At 41.0% G+C, this 21133-nt stretch carries 18 protein-coding genes, 1 rRNA gene and 3 pseudogenes; all 22 read left to right on the top strand.

Translation table 11 applies throughout. From position 1 onward, the window contains the following. Nucleotides 1-231: 231 nt before the first annotated feature. A pseudogene (locus M44_RS28645) lies at nucleotides 232-749 on the top strand (stage II sporulation protein E); the annotation flags it as partial. Then, nucleotides 730-2724, top strand: a complete 1995-nt coding sequence (gene spoIIE / locus M44_RS19445) for a stage II sporulation protein E (RefSeq protein WP_010169529.1) — start codon at nucleotides 730-732, stop codon at nucleotides 2722-2724. The pseudogene M44_RS28645 and the gene spoIIE, both read left to right, overlap by 20 nt. 72 nt (nucleotides 2725-2796) lie before the next feature. Next, nucleotides 2797-3534, top strand: coding sequence for a VWA domain-containing protein (locus M44_RS00400; protein WP_010169526.1), 738 nt, complete (start codon nucleotides 2797-2799; stop codon nucleotides 3532-3534). Next, entirely contained in the window at nucleotides 3500-4504 is a 1005-nt protein-coding gene (locus M44_RS00395; RefSeq protein ID WP_010169524.1) for a protein kinase domain-containing protein, read from the top strand. The genes M44_RS00400 and M44_RS00395 overlap by 35 nt, the downstream gene beginning before the upstream one ends. 65 nt (nucleotides 4505-4569) lie before the next feature. Further along, the gene (gene tilS / locus M44_RS00390; protein WP_010169522.1) at nucleotides 4570-5940 is read left to right on the top strand and encodes a tRNA lysidine(34) synthetase TilS; all 1371 of its coding nucleotides are present in this window, start codon (nucleotides 4570-4572) and stop codon (nucleotides 5938-5940) included. Between the two features lie 24 nt (nucleotides 5941-5964). Next, nucleotides 5965-6510, top strand: coding sequence for a hypoxanthine phosphoribosyltransferase (gene hpt / locus M44_RS00385; RefSeq protein ID WP_010169520.1), 546 nt, complete (start codon nucleotides 5965-5967; stop codon nucleotides 6508-6510). Between the two features lie 117 nt (nucleotides 6511-6627). Then, nucleotides 6628-8572 (top strand): annotated as a pseudogene (gene ftsH, locus M44_RS19440) (ATP-dependent zinc metalloprotease FtsH). Between the two features lie 133 nt (nucleotides 8573-8705). Further along, entirely contained in the window at nucleotides 8706-9488 is a 783-nt protein-coding gene (locus tag M44_RS00375; RefSeq protein ID WP_010169518.1) for a type III pantothenate kinase, read from the top strand. A gap of 2 nt (nucleotides 9489-9490) precedes the next feature. After that, nucleotides 9491-10371, top strand: a pseudogene (gene hslO / locus M44_RS19435) (Hsp33 family molecular chaperone HslO). Between the two features lie 3 nt (nucleotides 10372-10374). Continuing rightward, the gene (locus M44_RS00365) at nucleotides 10375-10761 is read left to right on the top strand and encodes a SurA N-terminal domain-containing protein (protein WP_010169512.1); all 387 of its coding nucleotides are present in this window, start codon (nucleotides 10375-10377) and stop codon (nucleotides 10759-10761) included. Then, nucleotides 10694-11281, top strand: a complete 588-nt coding sequence (locus tag M44_RS25685; protein WP_081447353.1) for a peptidyl-prolyl cis-trans isomerase — start codon at nucleotides 10694-10696, stop codon at nucleotides 11279-11281. Before M44_RS00365 ends, M44_RS25685 begins: the two co-directional genes overlap by 68 nt. Before the next feature lie 113 nt (nucleotides 11282-11394). Next, a complete protein-coding gene (gene cysK / locus M44_RS00355) occupies nucleotides 11395-12318 on the top strand; it encodes a cysteine synthase A (protein WP_010169510.1) in 924 nt (307 codons plus the stop codon). A gap of 226 nt (nucleotides 12319-12544) precedes the next feature. Further along, nucleotides 12545-13933, top strand: a complete 1389-nt coding sequence (locus M44_RS00350; RefSeq protein WP_010169509.1) for an anthranilate synthase component I family protein — start codon at nucleotides 12545-12547, stop codon at nucleotides 13931-13933. Beyond that, complete coding sequence (gene pabA / locus M44_RS00345; RefSeq protein ID WP_010169508.1) at nucleotides 13930-14505, top strand: aminodeoxychorismate/anthranilate synthase component II; 576 nt, start codon at nucleotides 13930-13932, stop codon at nucleotides 14503-14505. The genes M44_RS00350 and pabA overlap by 4 nt, the downstream gene beginning before the upstream one ends. Nucleotides 14506-14510: 5 nt before the next feature. After that, complete coding sequence (gene pabC, locus M44_RS00340; RefSeq protein ID WP_010169507.1) at nucleotides 14511-15374, top strand: aminodeoxychorismate lyase; 864 nt, start codon at nucleotides 14511-14513, stop codon at nucleotides 15372-15374. Nucleotides 15375-15378: 4 nt separating this feature from the next. Further along, on the top strand, nucleotides 15379-16200 hold the full coding sequence (gene folP / locus M44_RS00335) for a dihydropteroate synthase (RefSeq protein ID WP_010169506.1): 822 nt from the start codon (nucleotides 15379-15381) through the stop codon (nucleotides 16198-16200). Continuing rightward, nucleotides 16193-16558: a dihydroneopterin aldolase gene (folB, locus tag M44_RS00330; RefSeq protein WP_010169505.1), complete on the top strand. Its 366-nt coding sequence runs from the start codon at nucleotides 16193-16195 to the stop codon at nucleotides 16556-16558. The genes folP and folB overlap by 8 nt, the downstream gene beginning before the upstream one ends. Further along, on the top strand, nucleotides 16555-17079 hold the full coding sequence (gene folK, locus M44_RS00325; protein WP_010169504.1) for a 2-amino-4-hydroxy-6-hydroxymethyldihydropteridine diphosphokinase: 525 nt from the start codon (nucleotides 16555-16557) through the stop codon (nucleotides 17077-17079). The genes folB and folK overlap by 4 nt, the downstream gene beginning before the upstream one ends. Next, entirely contained in the window at nucleotides 17031-17240 is a 210-nt protein-coding gene (locus M44_RS00320) for a helix-turn-helix domain-containing protein (protein ID WP_010169503.1), read from the top strand. The genes folK and M44_RS00320 overlap by 49 nt, the downstream gene beginning before the upstream one ends. A 28-nt stretch (nucleotides 17241-17268) precedes the next feature. Next, nucleotides 17269-18267, top strand: a complete 999-nt coding sequence (gene dusB, locus M44_RS00315; RefSeq protein ID WP_010169502.1) for a tRNA dihydrouridine synthase DusB — start codon at nucleotides 17269-17271, stop codon at nucleotides 18265-18267. A 182-nt stretch (nucleotides 18268-18449) separates the two neighbouring features. After that, complete coding sequence (gene lysS / locus M44_RS00310) at nucleotides 18450-19937, top strand: lysine--tRNA ligase (protein WP_029326654.1); 1488 nt, start codon at nucleotides 18450-18452, stop codon at nucleotides 19935-19937. Between the two features lie 485 nt (nucleotides 19938-20422). Next, nucleotides 20423-21133 (top strand): 16S ribosomal RNA (locus M44_RS00305); the annotation flags it as partial.

The following is a 21133-nucleotide window of genomic DNA, read 5'->3' as shown; positions in this document are numbered from 1 at the left end:
AAAATCTATAATACATAGAAAATAAAAAAAGTGTCAATATATTTTTGAAAGTTATTAGAGAAGGAAGAAGGGGTCGTAATATGATGAAAATGCGTTGAATATTCAGAATATTACACAGTATGCCTAGAAGTTAGTCGATTTATTTTTACTGCTCGTCCTGTAATTGTGACAATGTTTTAAGAATTGTCCTTTTATAATTAGTGGTACTAAATGTAATTGGGGGAGTGTTAAATGATGGGGAAAGTGAACGCTGGTTATATGCCGATGGAGAAGAATATGGGATTTGGAGCAGCATCAGAAAAGGAGAAGCCTTCTATCAAAAAGATGCAGTTGAAGCTAGAGTGGTTATTATTCCAAAAAGGATTGCTTTTATTTGTTGTCGGATTACTGCTTGGTAGAGCGCTGATTTTGACTCATTTAGCTCCTTTTGCCCTGCCGTATTTTGCAGCGGTATTTGTAATGAAGCGGAATCAATCACCTATTGCACTTGTTGGACTACTTCTAGGATCATTAACCCTATCGTTTCAATCAATGGTCTATACATTTTCTGCGGCCCTCTTTTTTATTGGGTTGTATAAGGCGACGGCAAAACTTAGAAAGGAAAATGTGTATGCCTTGCCCTATATAACATTTATTGTTGTCTTTTTTCTAAATTAACTACCCTTTACCTTGATGCCGGTTTTCAGCTGACCATTTATGATGGGCTGATTTCAGGATTAGAAGCTTCTCTTGCCTTTATTCTTACTCTCATATTTATGCAGAGTATTCCCCTTTTATCCATCAAGAAAACAAAAAAATACCTTAAAAACGGAAGAAGTTGTGAGCTTAGTGATTCTTTTGAGCTCAGTTTTAACCGGAACGATTGGATGGTCGATGTATGACCTATCCGTAGAGCATATATTATCTAGATATTTAGTGATTTTATTTGCTTTTGTAGCGGGTGCTACTGTCGGGTCGACGGTAGGTGTCGTGACAGGGTTAATTTTTAGTTTAGCGAATGTCACTTCACTGTATCAGCTTAGTTTGTTAGCATTTGCTGGTTTACTCGGCGGTTTAATGAAAGAAGGGAAAAAACTAGGGGTAGCTAGTGGATTAGTGATTGCCACCTTACTTATGGCCATGTACGGTGATAGTAGTGGCAACATTTTACCGACATTAATCGAATCTGGGGTTGCAGCTCTTCTCTTATTCCTTACCCCAACATTCTTAACTCAAAACCTCGCCAAGCATATTCCAGGAACGGCAGAGAATTATCAGGAGCAGCATCAGTATTTGAGCAAGATTCGGGACGTTACGTCTAGTAGAGTAGCTCAATTTGGTACCGTCTTTCAAGCTCTGGCGAAGAGCTTCGATCAATTAGAGCATGGGAAAGACGAATTAGAGGAGGAGCGAGAAATTGATTTCTTACTAAGCAATGTGACAGAAAAGACGTGCCAAACGTGTTTTAAAAAGGAGCATTGCTGGGTGAGGAACTTTGATGAAACGTACAATGTGATGAAGGATGTTATACATGAATATGAGAACGGGCCCGTCCCGCTCACCCCTAAGCTCCATAAGGATTTAAAAGCAAAGTGCTCGAGGAGTCAACAGGTTCTTCAGGCGATATCGAAGGAGCTAACATTTTATCAAGCGAATATTAAATTAAAGCAGCAAGTAAAGGAGAGTCGAAAACTTGTTTCAGAGCAGTTAAAAGGTGTATCAGAAGTCATGAACGATTTCGCACAGGAGATTCAAAAGGAACAGGAGAATCATTATGCTTTAGAAGAAGAAATATTGCATAACTTTTCAACGTTTGGTGTCGATGTTGAGCGGGTGGAAATTTACAGTTTAGATAAAGGGAATGTGGATATTGAAGTGACGATTCCTTATACAGACCAGCACGGGATGGGAGAAAAACTAGTCGCTCCGATGCTATCGGAAATTTTAGGAGAGACCATTATCATTAGCAAAATTGAAAAAACAGAATTTGCGACGGGTCCGACACGGTATATATTCGGATCTGCCCAAAATTTCAAAATTACGACAGGAGTGGCGAACGCTGCAAAGGATGGAGGATTAATATCAGGAGATAGTTATTCGATGATTGAGCTTGGGGCTGGGAAGTATGCGGTGGCGATTAGTGATGGAATGGGGAATGGTGAGCGTGCTCATAGTGAAAGTAATGAGACCTTGAGACTTCTTCAACAAATTTTACAGTCAGGTATTAAAGAAAAAGTAGCCATTAAGTCTGTTAATTCCATTCTTTCGTTACGAACCACGGATGAAATTTTCTCTACGCTAGATTTAGCCATTATTGATTTACATGATGCTTCTTCACGGTTTTTAAAGGTTGGATCTTCACCTAGCTTTATTAAAAGGGGAAGTAAGATGGTAAAGGTAGAGTCTGGAAATTTACCGATGGGTATCTTTTATGAGTTTGATGTTGAAATTGTATCCGAGCAATTAAAGGCTGGCGACATATTAGTCATGATGAGTGATGGAATCTTTGAGGGACCTAAGCATGTGGAGAATTATGAAATGTGGATCAAACGCAAGATTGCAGAAATTGAAACAAGTGACCCTCAGGATATTGCAGACATTATTATGGAGGAGGTTATTCGTTCAAGGTCCGGTGATATAGAAGATGATATGACGGTACTGGTGACAAGGATTGATCATAATACACCAAGGTGGGCAAACATTCCAGCTAATCAATATTCTTTTCAGAAGAGTAAAATTTCTTAGCTGAAAAGCTCGTATATTTTCTCGATTATTTGACGAGGATGGTAACAACTCGCAAATTAGGAGGGGAAAAAGATGAGTGTAGGTACCATCAAACAAATTTTATTACTAACGGATGGGTGCTCCAATTCAGGTGGAGATCCTGTGGCTATGGCGGCGCTTGCTTATGAACAAGGTTTAACGATTAATGTTATAGGTGTAATGGATAACGATACAATTGATGAAAAGGGCATGAGTGAAATTGAAGGGATTGCGACATCAGGGGGTGGAGTGAGCCAAATTGTCTATGCGAAAAATTTATCACAGACTGTGCAGATGGTCACAAGAAAAGCAATGACTCAAACGTTACATGGGGTGGTGAATCAGCAGTTAAAGAGTATTCTAGGGAAATCTTCTACAGTGGAAGAATTACCTCCAGAAAAACGCGGAGAGGTAATGGAGGTTGTCGATGAATTGGGAGAATCGGTTAGTATGGAGGTGCTCATACTAGTAGATACAAGCGCGAGCATGAAGCATAAGCTTCCAATGGTGAAAGAGGCACTTTTAGATTTGTCTCTTAGCTTAAATGCTAGAATGGGAGAAAATAAATTTTCTGTCTTTATATTTCCTGGGAAAAACCAAGAGGTAGAAAGATTATTAGATTGGACACCAAAATTGGAATCCCTAACTTCTGTCTTTTCGAAGCTAAAGCCTGGAGGAATAACACCAACCGGTCCTGCTATACAAGAAGCTATAGGTCATTTCAAGAAAAAGCGTTCCTTTAGGAGTTTGTTGAGTCATGATGATGAATCCTACTTTGAAGAAACCATTTAATTTCCCACCAGGGACACACATTAGAGGAAAGTGGCATCATCAGTCTTATTGGATACTGAAAGAGCTGGGATACGGAGCAAACGGTACTGTATTTTTGGTGAAGGATGAAAAAGGAGAAAGACAAGCCTTAAAAGTAAGTGATACGAGCTACACGATTACTTCTGAGGTTAATGTGCTGAAAGCTTTTTCAAAAGATAAAAAATCGGTTTTAGGTCCAGAGTTAGTGGATGTCGATGATTTGCTGTGGAATGGAAAGACCTTTTCATTTTATGTCATGGAATATATTCATGGGCCGGATCTTCTAGATTTTATTCGAATGAGGGGGGCCACTTGGTCTCCTATTCTTATTTTACAATTGTTATCCAATCTCGATTCACTCCATCAGAACGGATGGGTATTTGGTGATTTGAAGCCGGAAAATTTAATCATCTCTCATCATCCAGTCAAAATACGCTGTATTGACGTTGGTGGAACGACACAACAAGGAAGAGCGATTAAAGAGTTTACGGAGTTTTTCGACCGTGGCTACTGGGGGATGGGGTCTAGAAAAGCTGAGCCGACATATGATTTGTTTGCTGTTTCTATGATTTTCCTCAATACAGCTTATCCTACAAGATTTCAAAGGAAGGAGATGGGCTTATCGCAATTAGAAAGGGCGATTGACCAGAAGCAAGAATTACATCCATATAAAAAATGGATGCTAAATGGACTTCAGGGGCGATACTCTACGGCGAAAACGATGCGACAAGACCTTCTTCAGATTGTCCAAAAAAAGCAAGACCATGACCGAAAGGTGAGAAAAGTACACCATGCGCAGGTGTCGGCTCCTACGAACCAGAGGAATTCGGCACCAACTAGACAGGAGCGCAGGAGTACAAGGCAAAAACGAGGGGCTATGACAGAAACGGTTTTAGTTCTTTCTATTATGTCTGTTCTTTATCTTTTATATATTTACGGGGAATTGTTATAATCTTTTCATACCATTATTTCCTCTTGATGAAGAGGGAATAACTCTAGCATTAGGAGAATAGACTAGTGAATAGTGAAATGAAAGTGCGCCAGTTCATAGATAAGGAGCGCCTATTAATGGGCGAGGAACATGTTCTCGTGGGTGTTTCAGGTGGAGCGGATTCCATGATGCTTCTATCTATGCTGATGGCCTTGCAAAAAGAAAAGGAATTAAAAATTACCGTTGTAACAGTGGACCATATGTTAAGGGGGGAGGAATCTTATCAGGATTTAGAATTTGTACGGGCGTATTGTGAGCAGCATGGAATTTCTTTTGTAGGTAAGCAGGTAAATGTTAAGCATGCTTTAACTGCCCAAAAAGGAAGCCTGCAGCAAGTTGCGCGGGACATGAGATACGGTGCTTTTTTAGAAACACTCAAGGCGGTCAAGGCAACCGTTCTAGCATTAGGACAACACGGTGATGATCAAGTTGAAACGGTATTAATGGGATTAACAAGAGGTGGTACATCGAAGGGATACGGAATTCCTATTACACGTGATTTTCATGGATATCCTCTCATTCGCCCACTCTTACCTCTTACGAAAGATGACATTTATTCGTTTGTACAACATCATCGTATACCGTATAGAGAAGACCCTAGTAATCAAAAAGAGGATTACACGAGAAATCGGTTTAGATTACATACCCTACCATTTTTAAAGTCTGAAAACCCAAAAGTTCATGAACATTTTCTGAGGTTTTCAAAAGAACAGAGGGAAGATGATGACTATTTATGGGAGTTAACTTCTTTAAACGTGAAGAAATGTACATATTTTGGAGAGAATCGTGTAGAACTACAAATTGATGCCTATCGTTCAATGCCTCTGCCTTTACAAAGGAGAGGGATTCATCTAATATTAAACTATCTTTATCAACATAAGCCACTTACTCTGTCGGCTATACATATTGATGATGTGTTAGATCTTATATCTAAACCACACCCTTCAGGCTCACTGGATTTTCCTCGCAAGTTAACAGTGGAGAAATCGTATAACTGCCTTATTTTTTCTTTCTCTTCTACTACTAAACGAATCGATGATGAAAGGGAGCTAGGAGTAGGAGAAACCATTTCCTTAACAGATGGGAAAGTGCTCTCTCTTGCTATAACAGAAGGAGTCAAACAGAGTGGTGTTTATTTAAAACCGGAAGAAATTTCTTTGCCACTAGTCATACGTTCACGAAAGCCTGGCGATCGAATGCAGGTGAAAGGTTTGAATGGAAGTAAAAAGGTGAAAGATATCTTTATTGATGAAAAAGTACCGATATCTTTACGTAATACGTGGCCATTAATCTTTGATCAAACGGGCAAGCTACTTTGGATCCCCGGTATTCGAAAATCAGTCAACATTTATGATTCTCCGACTAGCAAGAAGGATCTTCATCTACTCTATCAGTAAATCTTCTAGGGGGCAGCAGTTAAGATGAAACAAGATATCGAAAAGGTATTATTTTCAGAGGAAGAAATTCAAGGAAAGATTAGAGAACTTGGGGCACAATTAACGGATGATTATCAAGATAAATTTCCATTAGTTGTGTGCGTATTAAAAGGTGCTATGCCTTTTATGGGTGATCTTCTAAAACGTGTAGACGCGTATCTTGAAATGGACTTTATGGACGTGTCTAGCTACGGTGCTTCTACTGTATCAACAGGTGAAGTGAAAATCGTAAAAGACCTAGATACAAAAGTAGAAGGTCGCGATATCCTAATTGTTGAGGATATTATTGATTCCGGTTTAACGCTTAGCTATTTAGCTGAGTTGTTCCGCTACAGAAAAGCAAAGTCCATTAAAATTGTTACTTTATTAGACAAACCATCTGGTAGAAAAGCGGATATCGAAGCGGACTATGTAGGATTTATCGTTCCAGATGAGTTCGTCGTTGGCTACGGCTTAGATTACATCGAGAAGTACCGCAATCTACCTTATATCGGAGTATTAAAGCCAGAAGTATACTCTACAGGAGAATAATAGACGTCTACTAGAGTATAATGGAAAAAGCCAGTCACCCGCATGGAAATAATTGAAACCACGAGAATCAGTATGATACTATTTGATGTAGTTTTTGACCGTGGGAGGAGGTAAGGGATGAATCGAATTATTAGAAACACCTTTTTTTATCTATTAATATTTCTTGTGATTATCGGAGTGGTCAGCTATTTTAATAGCGGTGCTAATCCGACTAAGAACATAAGCACTACAGAGTTTGAACAAGCTGTTGTAAACGGTGAGGTGGAAAGCTTTACTGTTCAGCCTGAGCGAGGGGTTTATGAGGTTGTCGGAAAAATGAAAGGCGCAGAAGAAGGGGAGTTATTCATTACAAACCTAATTCCTGCATCTGGAGTTGTAGAAGACTTCTACAGCCTTGCGAAGGAACAAAACATCAAAGTTGAAACATTACCAGCAGATGAAGCAAATGGTTGGGTATCGTTCTTAACGACCATTATTCCTTTCATCATTATCTTTATTTTATTCTTCTTCCTATTGAACCAAGCTCAAGGTGGAGGAAGCCGAGTGATGAACTTCGGTAAGAGTAAAGCGAAGCTATATAGCGAAGAAAAGAAAAAAGTTCGCTTTAAAGATGTAGCAGGTGCCGATGAAGAAAAAGCGGAACTTGTTGAGGTTGTTGAGTTCTTAAAAGACCCTCGTAAATTCGCTGAGCTAGGTGCTCGTATTCCAAAAGGGGTACTATTAGTAGGACCTCCAGGGACAGGTAAAACTTTACTTGCTAGAGCAGTAGCAGGAGAAGCAGGAGTACCATTCTTCTCCATTTCAGGTTCTGACTTCGTAGAAATGTTCGTTGGGGTAGGGGCGTCTCGTGTACGTGATCTATTCGAAAATGCGAAGAAGAATGCGCCTTGTATTATCTTTATTGATGAAATTGATGCAGTTGGACGTCAACGTGGTGCCGGATTAGGTGGAGGTCACGATGAGAGGGAGCAAACCTTAAATCAGCTCCTTGTTGAAATGGATGGTTTTGGTGCGAATGAAGGAATCATTATTGTTGCAGCAACGAACCGCCCAGATATTCTAGACCCAGCATTATTACGTCCAGGACGTTTTGACCGTCAAATTACAGTAGATCGCCCAGATGTAAATGGTCGTGAAGCGGTCCTTAAAGTTCACGCTCGTAACAAACCGTTAGATGAGCATGTTGACTTAAAGGCCATCGCCATGAGAACGCCTGGCTTCTCTGGTGCGGATCTTGAGAACTTATTAAATGAAGCTGCTCTTGTAGCTGCTCGTCAAAATAAAGAAAAAAGTAGATATGACAGACATCGATGAAGCAACAGACCGTGTTATTGCAGGTCCTGCTAAAAAGAGTCGAGTGGTTTCTAAAAAAGAACGTAATATTGTTGCGTTCCATGAGGCTGGTCATACGGTGATTGGTTTAATCTTAGACGAAGCCGAAATGGTCCACAAAGTTACGATTGTCCCTCGTGGTCAAGCGGGCGGATATGCCGTTATGCTTCCAAAAGAAGATCGTTACTTTATGACAAAACCGGAACTACTAGATAAGATCGTAGGATTACTAGGAGGCCGTGTCGCAGAAGAAATTACGTTTGGTGAAGTATCGACTGGTGCTCACAATGACTTCCAGCGTGCGACGAATATTGCGCGTAAGATGGTAACAGAATACGGTATGAGTGATAAGCTTGGACCACTTCAGTTCGGTCAAGCGCAGGGTGGTCAAGTGTTCTTAGGTCGCGACATTAACAGCGAACAAAACTACTCCGATAAAATTGCGTATGACATCGACACAGAAATTCAACGCATTATTAAGGAAAGCTACGAACGTGCGAAGCAAATCTTGACAGAGCACAAAGATAAGCTAAACCTTATTGCCAATACGCTTCTTGAAGTAGAAACATTAGATGCTCAGCAAATTAAGCATTTACATGAACAAGGAACACTTCCAGAGCGCAAAGTAAGTACATCTGATTCAGATTCAGTAGATGGTGTAAAAGTAAACATCCAAAAGAAAGAGGATGCAGAAACTCCATCTTCGGACGATGAGTCACCAAAAGCATAATCACAAAGGTGCCCAGAATGGGTACCTTTTTTCTGTGAAATTTCATGAGATTGGGCGTCTTGGTTCTTTTTTTAAACATATAATGGTATGATGGTGGCATTAATGAACATTTAGATGAGTGTGGTGGATTTGGATGATTTTTGTATTAGATGTAGGCAATACGAATATTGTATTAGGGGTATATAACAACGGAGAATTAACGTATCACTGGAGAATGGAAACGAATCGTTTTAAAAGTGAAGACGAGTACGGGATGATGATTAAAGAACTTTTTACTCATGTAAACCTTCGCTTTGAAGATTTTGAAGGAGTCATTATTTCCTCTGTGGTTCCACCTATTATGTTTTCACTAGAGCGTATGTGTGAAAAGTATTTTAAATTAAAACCAATTGTAGTGGGTCCTGGTGTGAAAACGGGATTAAACATTAAATATGATAATCCGAAAGAAGTGGGAGCAGACCGTATTGTGAATGCGGTGGCAGGCACAGCTGAGTACGGTGGTCCTCTTATTATTGTGGATTTTGGGACAGCGACGACGTATTGCTTTGTGAATGAAAACAAAGAATATATGGGAGGCGCTATTGCCCCGGGAATAAATATATCAACAGAAGCCCTCTATTCGAAAGCAGCAAAGCTACCTAGAATTGAAATAGCGAAACCGGATAGCATCATTGGGAAAAGTACGGTTGCTGCTATGCAAGCTGGTATATTATATGGCTATGTAGGACAGGTTGATGGTATTGTTTCGAAAATGAAAAAGCAAAGCAAAGAAGTACCGTTAGTCATTGCAACAGGAGGATTAGCCACATTGATTGCTGAGGAATCAGAAGAGATTGATGTAGTCGATCCGTTCTTAACATTAAAAGGATTGCGTTTAATCTATGAGCGTAATCAAGGGATTAGTAAAGGAGAATAAGAATGTCAGATTATTTAGTAAGGGCACTTGCTTTTGATGGCAAGGTTAGAGCATACGCTGTACGAACAACAGATACTGTAGGGGAGGCACAAAACGCCACCAAACATGGCCAACGGCATCGGCTGCGTTAGGTCGTTCCATGACAGCAGGCGTTATGATGGGTGCCATGATGAAGGGTGATGACCTTATTACCATTAAAATAGAAGCCGACGGTCCACTCGGTCACATGATTATTGATAGTAATGCAAAAGGGGAAGTGCGCGGATATGTTGCCAATCCTCGAACTCATATTGAAGAACGTTTCCAAGAAGGGAAACTAAATGTTGGGGCCGCTGTTGGTAAAAATGGTTTTATCACCGTCGTCAAAGATTTAGGGTTAAAAGAGAAATTCTCTGGTCAAGTACCTCTTGTGTCAGGTGAGCTTGGGGAAGACTTTACGTATTACTTTGTAACATCTGAGCAAGTACCTTCTTCAGTTGGTCTAGGAGTTTTGGTAAACCCGGATAATTCCATTCTTGCTGCTGGTGGATTCATCATTCAGCTATTGCCGAATACGGATGAGGAAACGATTGTGAAAATTGAAGAGCGTTTAAAATCAATCGCTCCTGTTTCTGAACTGATCCAAAAAGGTTTAACACCAGAAGAGCTTCTATATGAACTGCTTGGTGAAGATCAGATGAAAATCCTTGATACGATGCCAGTCGCATTCCAATGCCGCTGCTCAAAAGAGCGCTTTGCTGACGCAATTGTTTCATTAGGTGCGAATGAAATTCGATCAATGATAGAGGAAGAAGGCTCTGCAGAAGCTCAGTGTCACTTCTGTAACCAAGTATACAATTATTCAAAAGAAGAACTTGAAGCGTTGGAAAAAGAAGCGAAATAAGGGATGAAGATGAAGAGAACAACCTTGCTCATTGGTATATTGTTACTAACGAATTGTGTGACATTAATTGGTTGGTACTCTTCTAGTCAGTTACAAGCTTATCCAGTCATCCAAGAGCAGTCCTTTTTAGCTGCAAATGAAGAGGTTATTGCCACTGTAGGAGAAGAACGTATTACAAGAAATGATTGGCTTTATCGGTTGGAATCTGAAGTGGGAGAGAAGAGTCTTCAAGAGCTGGTGGATGAGCGTGTGTTAGATCTCGCTGCAGAGCGATATGATCTAAACGTTYCAAAAGAAGAARTCGCACTAGAAGAGTCTCTTACTGACCTTATCCTGCCTTCTGATTTATCGGAAGGAAAAACAGGAAAGAGAGCGAGCTATCTATTATGACCTTTTATTTCAGAAGCTTGTTAGTAAGGATGTAAATATTAKCCAATCAGACATAGAGTCCTACTATAAAACCAATCAACATTTATTTGAAGTTCCTGATAAATATGATCTTTCCTTAATCAAAGTGCCTAGTTTAAAGGACGGGAAACGTATTGTGGCTGAGCTTTCAACGGGAGCTGATTTTGAGAGTTTAGCACGAGAGCAGTCCACTGACCCTTATAGTGCCGAAGCCGGCGGAAAGATAGGCTTTTTATTTTACGGAAATACCCTTTATCCTGAAGAAATGTGGGAAGAGGTCAAAGGTGTGAAGGCAGGTAAATGGTCTAATGTATTCCAGTGGGGCGAAGAGTATGCGATTGTGTATGTTCATCAGATAGAAAAAGGGACGTCGTATAGCTTGAAGGAAGTTAGTGGTTATATTGAACGGAAGCTTGCAAAAGAAGTGCGGTCATCTCCGGTTTCTGTTGGGATGTTTTACGACGAATTTGATGTTCAAACGTTTTATGATCAAAAAAGATAGCTTGATGCTGTCTTTTTTTCTATCGTCTGTACATACAATTTGACAGAATACCCACAAGATTGGTACATTTTAAAAAAGCCGACCAAAAGGGTTGGGATTAGGAGTGGTGGAAGATGGTAAGAGTAGCGAACTCAATTACAGAGCTGATCGGACAAACACCTATTGTTAAGTTAAACAGACTAGTAGAAGAAGAATCTGCAGATGTGTATTTAAAGCTAGAATACTTTAATCCTGGAAGTTCAGTGAAAGACCGAATTGCACTAGCAATGATTGAAGCGGCTGAAGCAGAAGGTGTTTTAGCTAGTGGAGATACAATCATTGAACCAACGAGTGGAAATACTGGTATTGGACTTGCGATGGTAGCGGCAGCGAAAGGGTATAAGTCAGTGCTTGTTATGCCAGATACGATGAGCATGGAGAGACGTAACCTATTACAAGCGTACGGAGCGGAATTAGTATTAACCCCTGGTTCTGAAGGTATGGGTGGTGCCATCCGCAAAGCGGAAGAGCTAGCAAAGGCCAAAGGATATTTCATGCCTCAGCAGTTTAAAAATGAAGCCAATCCGAAAGTACACCGTGAAACGACTGGGCAAGAAATTGTGAAGCAAATGGATCAACTGGATGCGTTTGTTGCTGGGATTGGTACAGGTGGAACGATTACAGGTGCTGGGGAAGTGCTGAAGAACCATTTCCCAGCAATCAAGCTATATGCCATTGAACCAACAGATTCCCCTGTATTATCAGGAGGGCAACCAGGTCCTCATAAAATACAAGGTATTGGGGCGGGGTTTGTACCTGACATCTTAAACACTGAAGTGTATGACGGAGTTATTAAAGTAGCGAATGAAGAAGCATTCGAGTACGCTAGAAAAGCAGCCAAAGAGGAAGGGATCCTAGGCGGAATCTCATCTGGCGCAGCTATTTCAGCTGCTTTAAAAGTGGCCAAAGAGCTTGGGAAAGGCAAAAAAGTACTGGCCATTATTCCAAGTAACGGTGAACGATACTTAAGTACACCGCTCTATCAATTTGATGAATAACATATAGAAAGGGCCTTTCTTAAGAGAAGGGCCCTTTTTTCATATAGGGGTTCGCCGTAAGGTGGAATATTTTTGTCCCACTACTTCTCTTACATGCTATTTCCCTCATATGTTTGATAAAATAGAGGCATATCGCTCGTGAAATGAGCAAGTGTGTAAAGAGGTAGGAATCCGAACATACTGAGAGAATAATGTTCTTTAAGCAGGGGTGTAGGGAGTGGGAGTAATGAAAAGTGTGTTGAAATACGATACGTTATCAATGACAAAAGAAGAATTTTTTAACAGATATAAGAATAGACAGGATAAAAGCGCTCAATCTGTCCTGTTAGAGAGTGGTCGCGGAGGAACCTATAGTATTGCAGGTATTCGACCATTTACCATTTTAAAAGGAGAAGAGAACCGATTACATATCATAACGGAGGATGGAACGGAAGAGAGAATGGGAGATCCTTTAGTTGAAATGCAAGTGTGGATGAAGAGGTATGAAACTGATGTGGTAGGTGACCTTCCGGATTTCCAGGGTGGCGTTATTGGTTTTATCTCGTATGATTATGCCAGAAATATTGAGGAGCTGCCTACTTCTTCTAGTGCTGATGTGGACGTACCTTATTTATATTTTTTAGCCTTTAAGGATTGGGTTGTTTATGATCACAGTGAAGAACTTTTATATGTAATGAGCTTAACCGATGAGAATAGTTTATGTTGGCAGGAGGAAGTAGAACGCTGGAGGGTTCCGTACCATAGTGAAGTGGAGTACGGGAAGTCTACTAGTACCCCTATTACACCTTCTTTTACAGAAGAGCAGTTTGGTGAGGCTGTACGAAAGATACAGGAATACATTAGTGCAGGAGATGTGTTTCAAGTGAATTTGTCTGTGAGACAAGATCAAGAGTTACACGCAAAGCCGATTTCGGTGTATGAAGAGTTACGAAAATTCAACCCTTCTCCTTACATGGCGTATATGGAGACGGAAGAATTCCAAATCGTATCAGGGTCTCCGGAGCTGTTAATAAAAAAGTCAGGAAACAAAGTTAGTACTCGTCCAATAGCAGGGACGCGCTCTCGAGGTAGGTCTGAAGAGGAAGATCAAAAGCTTGCAGATGAATTGATTCACAATGAGAAAGAGCGAGCAGAGCATGTGATGCTTGTTGACTTAGAACGAAATGATTTAGGACGAGTGTGCCGATACGGGACAGTGGAAGTGAATGAATTTATGGTGATTGAAAAATACTCACATGTTATGCATATCGTTTCCAATGTACAAGGGGAATTAGCAGAAGAGCATACCGAAGCTGATCTTATTCGTGCCGTGTTTCCTGGAGGAACGATCACAGGAGCTCCTAAAGTGCGTACAATGGAAATTATTGAAGAGCTTGAACCCGTCCGGCGTGGATTGTATACGGGGAGTATTGGGTGGATAGGCTTCAACCATGATATAGAGCTAAATATTGTCATTCGTACCATGCTAGTAAAAGACGGGAAAGCCTATATACAAGCGGGAGCTGGAGTTGTTATTGATAGTAATCCAAAGTATGAATATAAAGAATCGCTAAAAAAAGCACAGGCATTATGGAAAGCGAAACAGCTAGCAGAAGGGGCGGACATCACACCATGATTCTCATGATAGATAATTACGATTCGTTCACATATAACCTAGTTCAATACCTCGGTGAGTTAGGTGAAGAGTTAGTGGTAAAGCGAAACGATAAAATTTCGATACAAGAGATTAATGAACTCGGTCCGAAGGTAATCATGATTTCCCCAGGACCTTGCACTCCAAACGATGCTGGCATAAGTTTAGAGGTTATAGAAAAGCTTTCAGGGACGTATCCGATTTTTGGTGTGTGTTTAGGACATCAGGCCATAGCTCAAAGCTTTGGAGGCGATGTAGTCAGGGCTGAACGTTTGATGCACGGAAAAACCTCTAAGATGTATCATCAAGGACTAGGGGTTTTCAAGGGATTAAAAAATCCACTGGAAGCTACTCGCTATCACTCGTTAATCGTAAAGAAAGAAACCCTACCAGATTGCTTTGATATCACAGCAGAAACATCCGAAGGGGAAATCATGGGAATTCGTCATAAGAGCTTACCTGTAGAAGGGGTTCAATTTCATCCAGAGTCTATCATGACCGAAGACGGGAAAGTGCTGTTGAAGAACTTCTTGCTTCAACATACAAAGGAATAAAGCCTATGTATTTGTATTTGAACGGTGACTATATAAAAGGAGAAGAAGCGAGAATCTCTCCATTTGATCATGGTTTCTTGTACGGAGTAGGTGTGTTTGAAACATTTCGTACCTACGGGGGTCATCCTTTTTTGTTAGACGATCATATTGACCGATTAAATAGGAGCTTACGAGAACTGCAGATAGAGCGTTCTTTTACAAGGGAAGAAGTAGGTGAGATTGTCCAGCGCTTATTAGAAAAGAATGAGTTGCAGGATGCTTATATACGATTCAATGTATCGGGTGGTGTTGGAGAGATAGGTCTGCAGACAAGCGCTTATCGTGAACCAACGGTGATTTGTTTTCAGAAGGAGCTACCCGTTCACATGAGTAAAGAGAAGCGGGCGAAGGTGTTAACTCTACCTCGCAATACCCCTGAAACCAGATATCGATTAAAATCTCATCACTATATGAATAACATCGAAGGGAAACGCGAAATTAAAGATACGCCTGAAGTAGAAGGTCTTTTTCTTACAGCTGAAGGCTTTGTAGCGGAAGGAATTACGTCGAATATATTCTTGGTGAAAAATGGTCGTCTGCTTACACCGGTACTGGATACGGGTATCTTAAATGGAGTAACACGCGAATTTGTAATGGAGCTTGGGAAATCCATGGGACTTGAGGTTGAAACAGTGTGGGTTCGGAGTGAAGATCTTGAAAAGTGTGAAGAATTGTTTGTGACCAATTCGGTTCAGGGGATTGTCGCAATAAATGAATGTAACGGCCTAGAGCGACCAGGGTTATCAGGTAAGGTGACGACTTCTTTAATGGAACAATATGAGCGTTATACTCAGCGGACGTGGAGTCGATTTGAAGTAAGGGGGGAATAGAGAGATGAAAGCTGGTCAATATATGTTAAATATAGAGAAGGAAACGCTCGTGATGGGGATTTTGAACCTTACCCCTGATAGTTTTTCTGATGGCGGTAAGTTTACTAGACTAGAAGAAGCGGTAACAAGAGTAAAAGAAATGATAGCAGAAGGTGCGGATATTATTGATGTGGGCGGGGAATCAACTAGACCGGGGCATCTTCCAGTTGACCAGGAAGAAGAAATAGCACGAGTTATTCCTGTTATCCAGCGGTTAAGCCAAGAGATTTCCGTACCTATTTCGATTGATACGTATAAAGAAGAGGTAGCGAGACAGGCGGTGGAAGCAGGCGCAAGTATCATTAATGATGTATGGGGTGCGAAACGAGAGCCTGGAATTGCCAAAGTGGCTGCTCATTATGGTGTTCCGATTATTGTGATGCACAACAGAGTAGACAGTCACTATGAATCGTTTGAGCAAGAGGTTTTATATGAATTATACGAAAGTATTGCCATTTGCAGAGAAGCTGGCGTAGCGAATAATCAAATCATTCTAGACCCTGGTATTGGTTTTGCAAAAGATGTACAGCAGAACATTCAAATGATGCAGCTTTTAGATAGAGTGGTGAGCCTTGGGTTTCCCGTTTTACTAGGAACTTCCAGAAAATCTTTGATTGGTCATGTGTTAGACTTACCTGTAGATGAACGGCTAGAAGGCTCGCTTGCTACAGTGAGCTACGGGATACAAAAAGGCTGTCATATCGTCCGCGTTCATGATGTAAAAGAAACGAAGAGAACCGTCAAAATGATGGATGTTTTAACAGGAAAGAGGGAGTGGCATGGATAAAATTATCGTACAAGGTATGAAGTTTTATGGATATCATGGGGTCTTTCCAGAAGAAACAAAGCTAGGTCAGCGATTTGAAGTAGATCTAACTGTCCATGTTTCGTTGCAAAAAGCGGGCGAATCGGATGATTTACACGACTCCATTAATTACGGAGAGTTATATAACGAGTGCCGTGATATAGTAGAGGGCCAACCATTTAAGCTAGTAGAAGCGGTAGCAGAGAAGATTGCGTCTACTCTTCTACAAAAATATTTGGGTATACAGCAGGTTACAGTGAAGCTAATAAAGCCTGACCCCCCTATTCCGGGACACTATAAATACGTGGCAATTGAGATTACGAGAGGGAGAAGCCTATGAATATAGCGTATTTATCATTGGGAACCAATCTAGGAGATCGTGAATACTACCTTTGGTGTGCGATTGCCGCGATGAAAAACCATCCAAACATCTCGTTTCTTACGACAAGCTCTATTTATGAAACAGAACCGGTTGGATATGTCGATCAAGGAAGCTTCTTAAATCTTGTGGTGAAGATTCAGACGAACTTGTCTCCAGAAGAGCTTTTAGACTTTTGTTTAGAGGTAGAGCAAGACCTAGGTCGAAAGCGAGAGTTGAAGTGGGGGCCGAGAACCATAGACCTTGACATTTTATTATATAATCATGAGAATAGGGAAACGGAGAAGCTCATAATCCCTCATCCTCGGATGCATGAAAGGGCATTTGTCCTTATACCGCTTCTAGAACTTACCCCAGAGATAACCATTCCGAAGATGAACATACCTGCCTATGAGGTGTTAAAAACATTACCGAATACAAAAGGAGTTCAGTTATGGAAGCAGATAAATGGGGAAGACGAATACGTGCTTATCGAAAGCTAAAAGGATTTACACAAGAGGATTTTGCAAAGGAACTGGGAGTGTCTGTTTCAGTCTTAGGGGAAGTTGAACGGGGTAACCGTATGCCCTCAGCTGAGCTCATTCATAAAGTAACAGAAGTATTGAACATTCCGTATCAGGACTTAATTCCTCCAGATTTATAAATGACAAACGAATAAAGGAGGTAACCAAATGCTTAAAATTGGAGACATCCAACTAGACAACCGCGTTATACTTGCCCCGATGGCAGGAGTATGTAACTCAGCCTTTCGCCTAACGGTGAAAGAATTTGGAGCGGGACTTGTTTGCGCAGAGATGGTAAGTGATAAAGGGATTGTCTTACAAAATGCCAAGACGATGAATATGCTTTATATAGATGAACGAGAATATCCCCTAAGCTTACAAATCTTTGGTGGAGAAAAAGAAACGCTAGTTGAAGCGGCAAAGTTTGTTGATAAACATTCAAACGCCGCCATCATCGATATTAATATGGGATGTCCTGTACCGAAGATCACAAAATGTGACGCGGGTGCAAAATGGCTGTTAGACCCTAATAAAATATATGAGATGGTAGCTGCTGTAGTAGATGCAGTAGATAAACCGGTAACAGTTAAGATGAGAATGGGTTGGGACGAGGATCATATATATGCAGTCGAAAATGCGCGTATGATCGAACGTGCTGGTGGTCAAGCTGTTTCCTTGCATGGTCGCACTCGCGTTCAGATGTATGAAGGTGAAGCGAATTGGGATATCATTCGTGAAGTGAAACAATCTGTTGGTATTCCTGTCATCGGTAACGGTGATGTCCAAACTCCACAAGATGCTAAACGTATGCTAGATGAAACAGGTGCTGATGGAGTGATGATCGGTAGAGCTGCTTTAGGAAACCCATGGATGATCTATCGTACAGTGAAATACCTTGAGACAGGACAGCTAATAGACGAACCGGGTGCTCGTGAGAAAATTGATGTATGTAAACTCCACCTAGACCGATTAATCAATCTAAAAGGTGAACATGTTGCTGTACGGGAAATGAGAAAACATGCTGCCTGGTATCTGAAAGGTATTCGCGGTAACGGGAAATTCCGCAATGCTGTGAATGAAAGTAACACTCGTCATGACCTAGTAGCTGTACTAGATGGATTAGTTGAGCAAGCGGAAGAACTTGAACCTGTGATTTCCGTAGGTTAACGCAAAAGGAAGTCGTCATTAAATGTGGCGACTTTTTTTCTTTTGCGTTAAAATAATTCGGACTACACATTTTTCTTCTCCATTTACAGGTAAAAGGGTGTGCCAACCCTTTCATTTGTGTAAAATGGTAAAGTATAAATAGAATACATGTAGAGTATTAAAAAAGCATTGGAGTGAAGACAATGATCCATGAAGAATTAAATGATCAACTGCGGGTGCGTCGCGATAAGATGGAAAGCTTACGTGCAAGTGGGAAGGATCCATTTGGTAAACGTTTCGAAAGAACTCATCTTTCTGAAGATATAAAAACACAATACGCTGACATTGAAAAGGACGAGCTTGAAGAGAAAAATGCTTCTGTTGCAATTGCTGGTCGTATTATGACAAAGCGTGGTAAAGGGAAAGCAGGTTTCACACATATTCAAGATCTAACTGGTCAAATTCAGCTATATGTTCGTCAAGATGCTGTCGGAGAAGAAGCATACGAGCTATTCAAACAAGCAGATCTAGGGGACTTAGTCGGAGTTGCTGGAACTGTTTTTAAAACAAAAGTAGGCGAACTTTCGATTAAGGTAACGAGCTTTGAATTGTTAACCAAAGCACTTCGTCCACTTCCAGAGAAATATCACGGTCTTAAAGACGTAGAGCAAAGATACCGCCAACGTTATCTAGATTTAATTACAAATCAAGAGAGCCGTGAAACGTTTATTGCGAGAAGTCGCATTATCCAGTCGATGAGACGCTACTTAGATTCTAATGGCTATCTAGAAGTAGAAACACCTATGATGCATAGTATTGCAGGTGGAGCATCTGCTCGCCCGTTCACAACGCATCATAATGCATTAGATATGCCGTTATTTATGCGTATTGCCATTGAGCTCCACTTAAAACGCCTAATCGTTGGTGGACTTGAAAAGGTATATGAAATTGGACGAGTATTCCGTAATGAGGGTGTTTCAACGCGACATAACCCTGAATTTACAATGATAGAGCTATATGAAGCTTATGCAGATTATAACGATATCATGGAGCTAACAGAAAACCTAGTCGCTCATATTGCACAAGAGGTATTAGGAACGACAACTGTACCTTACGGTGACTATTCAGTAGAATTAGCGCCAAAGTGGACTCGTCTTCATATGGTTGATGCTGTTAAAGAACATACAGGCGTAGATTTCTGGAAAGAAATGACCGATGAAGAAGCTCGTGCTTTAGCAAAAGAACACGGAATTGAAATCAAAGACACGATGCAATATGGACATGTAGTAAACGAATTTTTCGAGCAGCGCGTAGAAGATAAGTTAATTCAACCTACATTTATTTATGGTCACCCGGTTGAAATCTCTCCACTTGCTAAGAAAAATGATGAAGATCCACGCTTCACGGATCGTTTCGAGCTATTCATTGTAGGACGAGAGCACGCGAATGCGTTTACTGAATTGAACGATCCAATTGACCAACGCGAGCGTTTTGAAGCACAGCTAAAAGAACGCGAGGAAGGTAATGATGAAGCTCATATGATGGATGATGATTTTATTGAAGCCTTAGAATACGGTATGCCTCCAACTGGTGGACTAGGTATTGGAATTGATCGACTAGTGATGCTTTTGACAAACTCACCATCTATCCGTGACGTATTATTGTTCCCATTAATGCGTCATCGTGATTAATCTTTCTATAAAAATCTCTAGGTCTCGTGACCTGGAGGTTTTTTATTATATATAAGATTGATCTATATATTGAAATAGTATTTATAGTAGAAACAAGTAAAGTAAGATGATTAGATTTGCCCTTTATCTACTATATATAGCTTTCAATCACAAGAAAAACCTTTATAAATTAAGATTATAAAATTAGTTGAATAAAAATATTAATTCTTTGTAAAAAAGTGTTGCACCGTCTGAATAATGGTGGTATATTATTATTCGTTGCCGCAAAACAAAGCGCAACAACAACGATCAGAACGAACGAAAAAACTTACTAAAAAGATGTTGACTTCTCGGACTGAAAGTTGTAAGATATAAAAGTCGCTCAAGGGCGACGGTGATTGAACTTTGAAAACTGAAAAGACAACACGTCAACGTTAAAATTAGTACCCTTGAGGTACAAAAACAATTTACACTTCGGTGTAAAACAAGTGAGCTTGCTCAAACTTTTTATGGAGAGTTTGATCCTGGCTCAGGACGAACGCTGGCGGCGTGCCTAATACATGCAAGTCGAGCGAGGCCTTCGGGCCTAGCGGCGGACGGGTGAGTAACACGTGGGTAACCTGCCTGTAAGACTGGGATAACTTCGGGAAACCGAAGCTAATACCGGATAATATTTTTGGTTGCATGACCGAAAATTGAAAGGTGGCTTTTAGCTATCACTTACAGATGGACCCGCGGCGCATTAGCTAGTTGGTGAGGTAACGGCTCACCAAGGCAACGATGCGTAGCCGACCTGAGAGGGTGATCGGCCACACTGGGACTGAGACACGGCCCAGACTCCTACGGGAGGCAGCAGTAGGGAATCTTCCGCAATGGACGAAAGTCTGACGGAGCAACGCCGCGTGAGTGAAGAAGGTTTTCGGATCGTAAAACTCTGTTGTTAGGGAAGAACAAGTGCCGTTTGAATAAGGCGGCACCTTGACGGTACCTACCCAGAAAGCCACGGCTAACTACGTGCCAGCAGCCGCGGTAATACGTAGGTGGCAAGCGTTGTCCCGAATTATTGGGCGTAAAGCGCGCGCAGGTGGGTCTTAAGTCTGATGTGAAAGCCCACGGCTTCACCGTGGAGGGTCATTGGAAACTGGGGGACTTGAGTGCAGAAAAAGAAAGTGGAATTCCAGTGTAGCGGGGAAATGCGTAAAGATTTGGAGGAACAC

The sequence above is a fragment of the Bacillus coahuilensis m4-4 genome (assembly GCF_000171615.1).
Lineage (GTDB): Bacteria > Bacillota > Bacilli > Bacillales > Bacillaceae_K > Bacillus_T > Bacillus_T coahuilensis.
The sequence above is the reverse complement of the archived record's forward strand: the minus strand, read 5'-3'. Positions and strand labels throughout refer to the sequence as shown.

Bases quoted from the DNA above. Each gene is read 5' to 3' on its own strand.
- M44_RS00395 (WP_010169524.1), top strand. From the start codon at position 3,500: ATGATGATGAATCCTACTTTGAAGAAACCATTTAATTTCCCACCAGGG.
- pabA (WP_010169508.1), top strand. From the start codon at position 13,930: ATGATTCTCATGATAGATAATTACGATTCGTTCACATATAACCTAGTT.
- folK (WP_010169504.1), top strand. From the start codon at position 16,555: ATGAATATAGCGTATTTATCATTGGGAACCAATCTAGGAGATCGTGAA.
- cysK (WP_010169510.1), top strand. From the start codon at position 11,395: ATGGTAAGAGTAGCGAACTCAATTACAGAGCTGATCGGACAAACACCT.
- M44_RS00350 (WP_010169509.1), top strand. From the start codon at position 12,545: ATGAAAAGTGTGTTGAAATACGATACGTTATCAATGACAAAAGAAGAA.
- pabC (WP_010169507.1), top strand. From the start codon at position 14,511: ATGTATTTGTATTTGAACGGTGACTATATAAAAGGAGAAGAAGCGAGA.
- lysS (WP_029326654.1), top strand. From the start codon at position 18,450: ATGATCCATGAAGAATTAAATGATCAACTGCGGGTGCGTCGCGATAAG.
- M44_RS00320 (WP_010169503.1), top strand. From the start codon at position 17,031: ATGGAAGCAGATAAATGGGGAAGACGAATACGTGCTTATCGAAAGCTA.
- M44_RS00375 (WP_010169518.1), top strand. From the start codon at position 8,706: ATGATTTTTGTATTAGATGTAGGCAATACGAATATTGTATTAGGGGTA.
- dusB (WP_010169502.1), top strand. From the start codon at position 17,269: ATGCTTAAAATTGGAGACATCCAACTAGACAACCGCGTTATACTTGCC.
- hpt (WP_010169520.1), top strand. From the start codon at position 5,965: ATGAAACAAGATATCGAAAAGGTATTATTTTCAGAGGAAGAAATTCAA.
- M44_RS00400 (WP_010169526.1), top strand. From the start codon at position 2,797: ATGAGTGTAGGTACCATCAAACAAATTTTATTACTAACGGATGGGTGC.
- folB (WP_010169505.1), top strand. From the start codon at position 16,193: ATGGATAAAATTATCGTACAAGGTATGAAGTTTTATGGATATCATGGG.
- folP (WP_010169506.1), top strand. From the start codon at position 15,379: ATGAAAGCTGGTCAATATATGTTAAATATAGAGAAGGAAACGCTCGTG.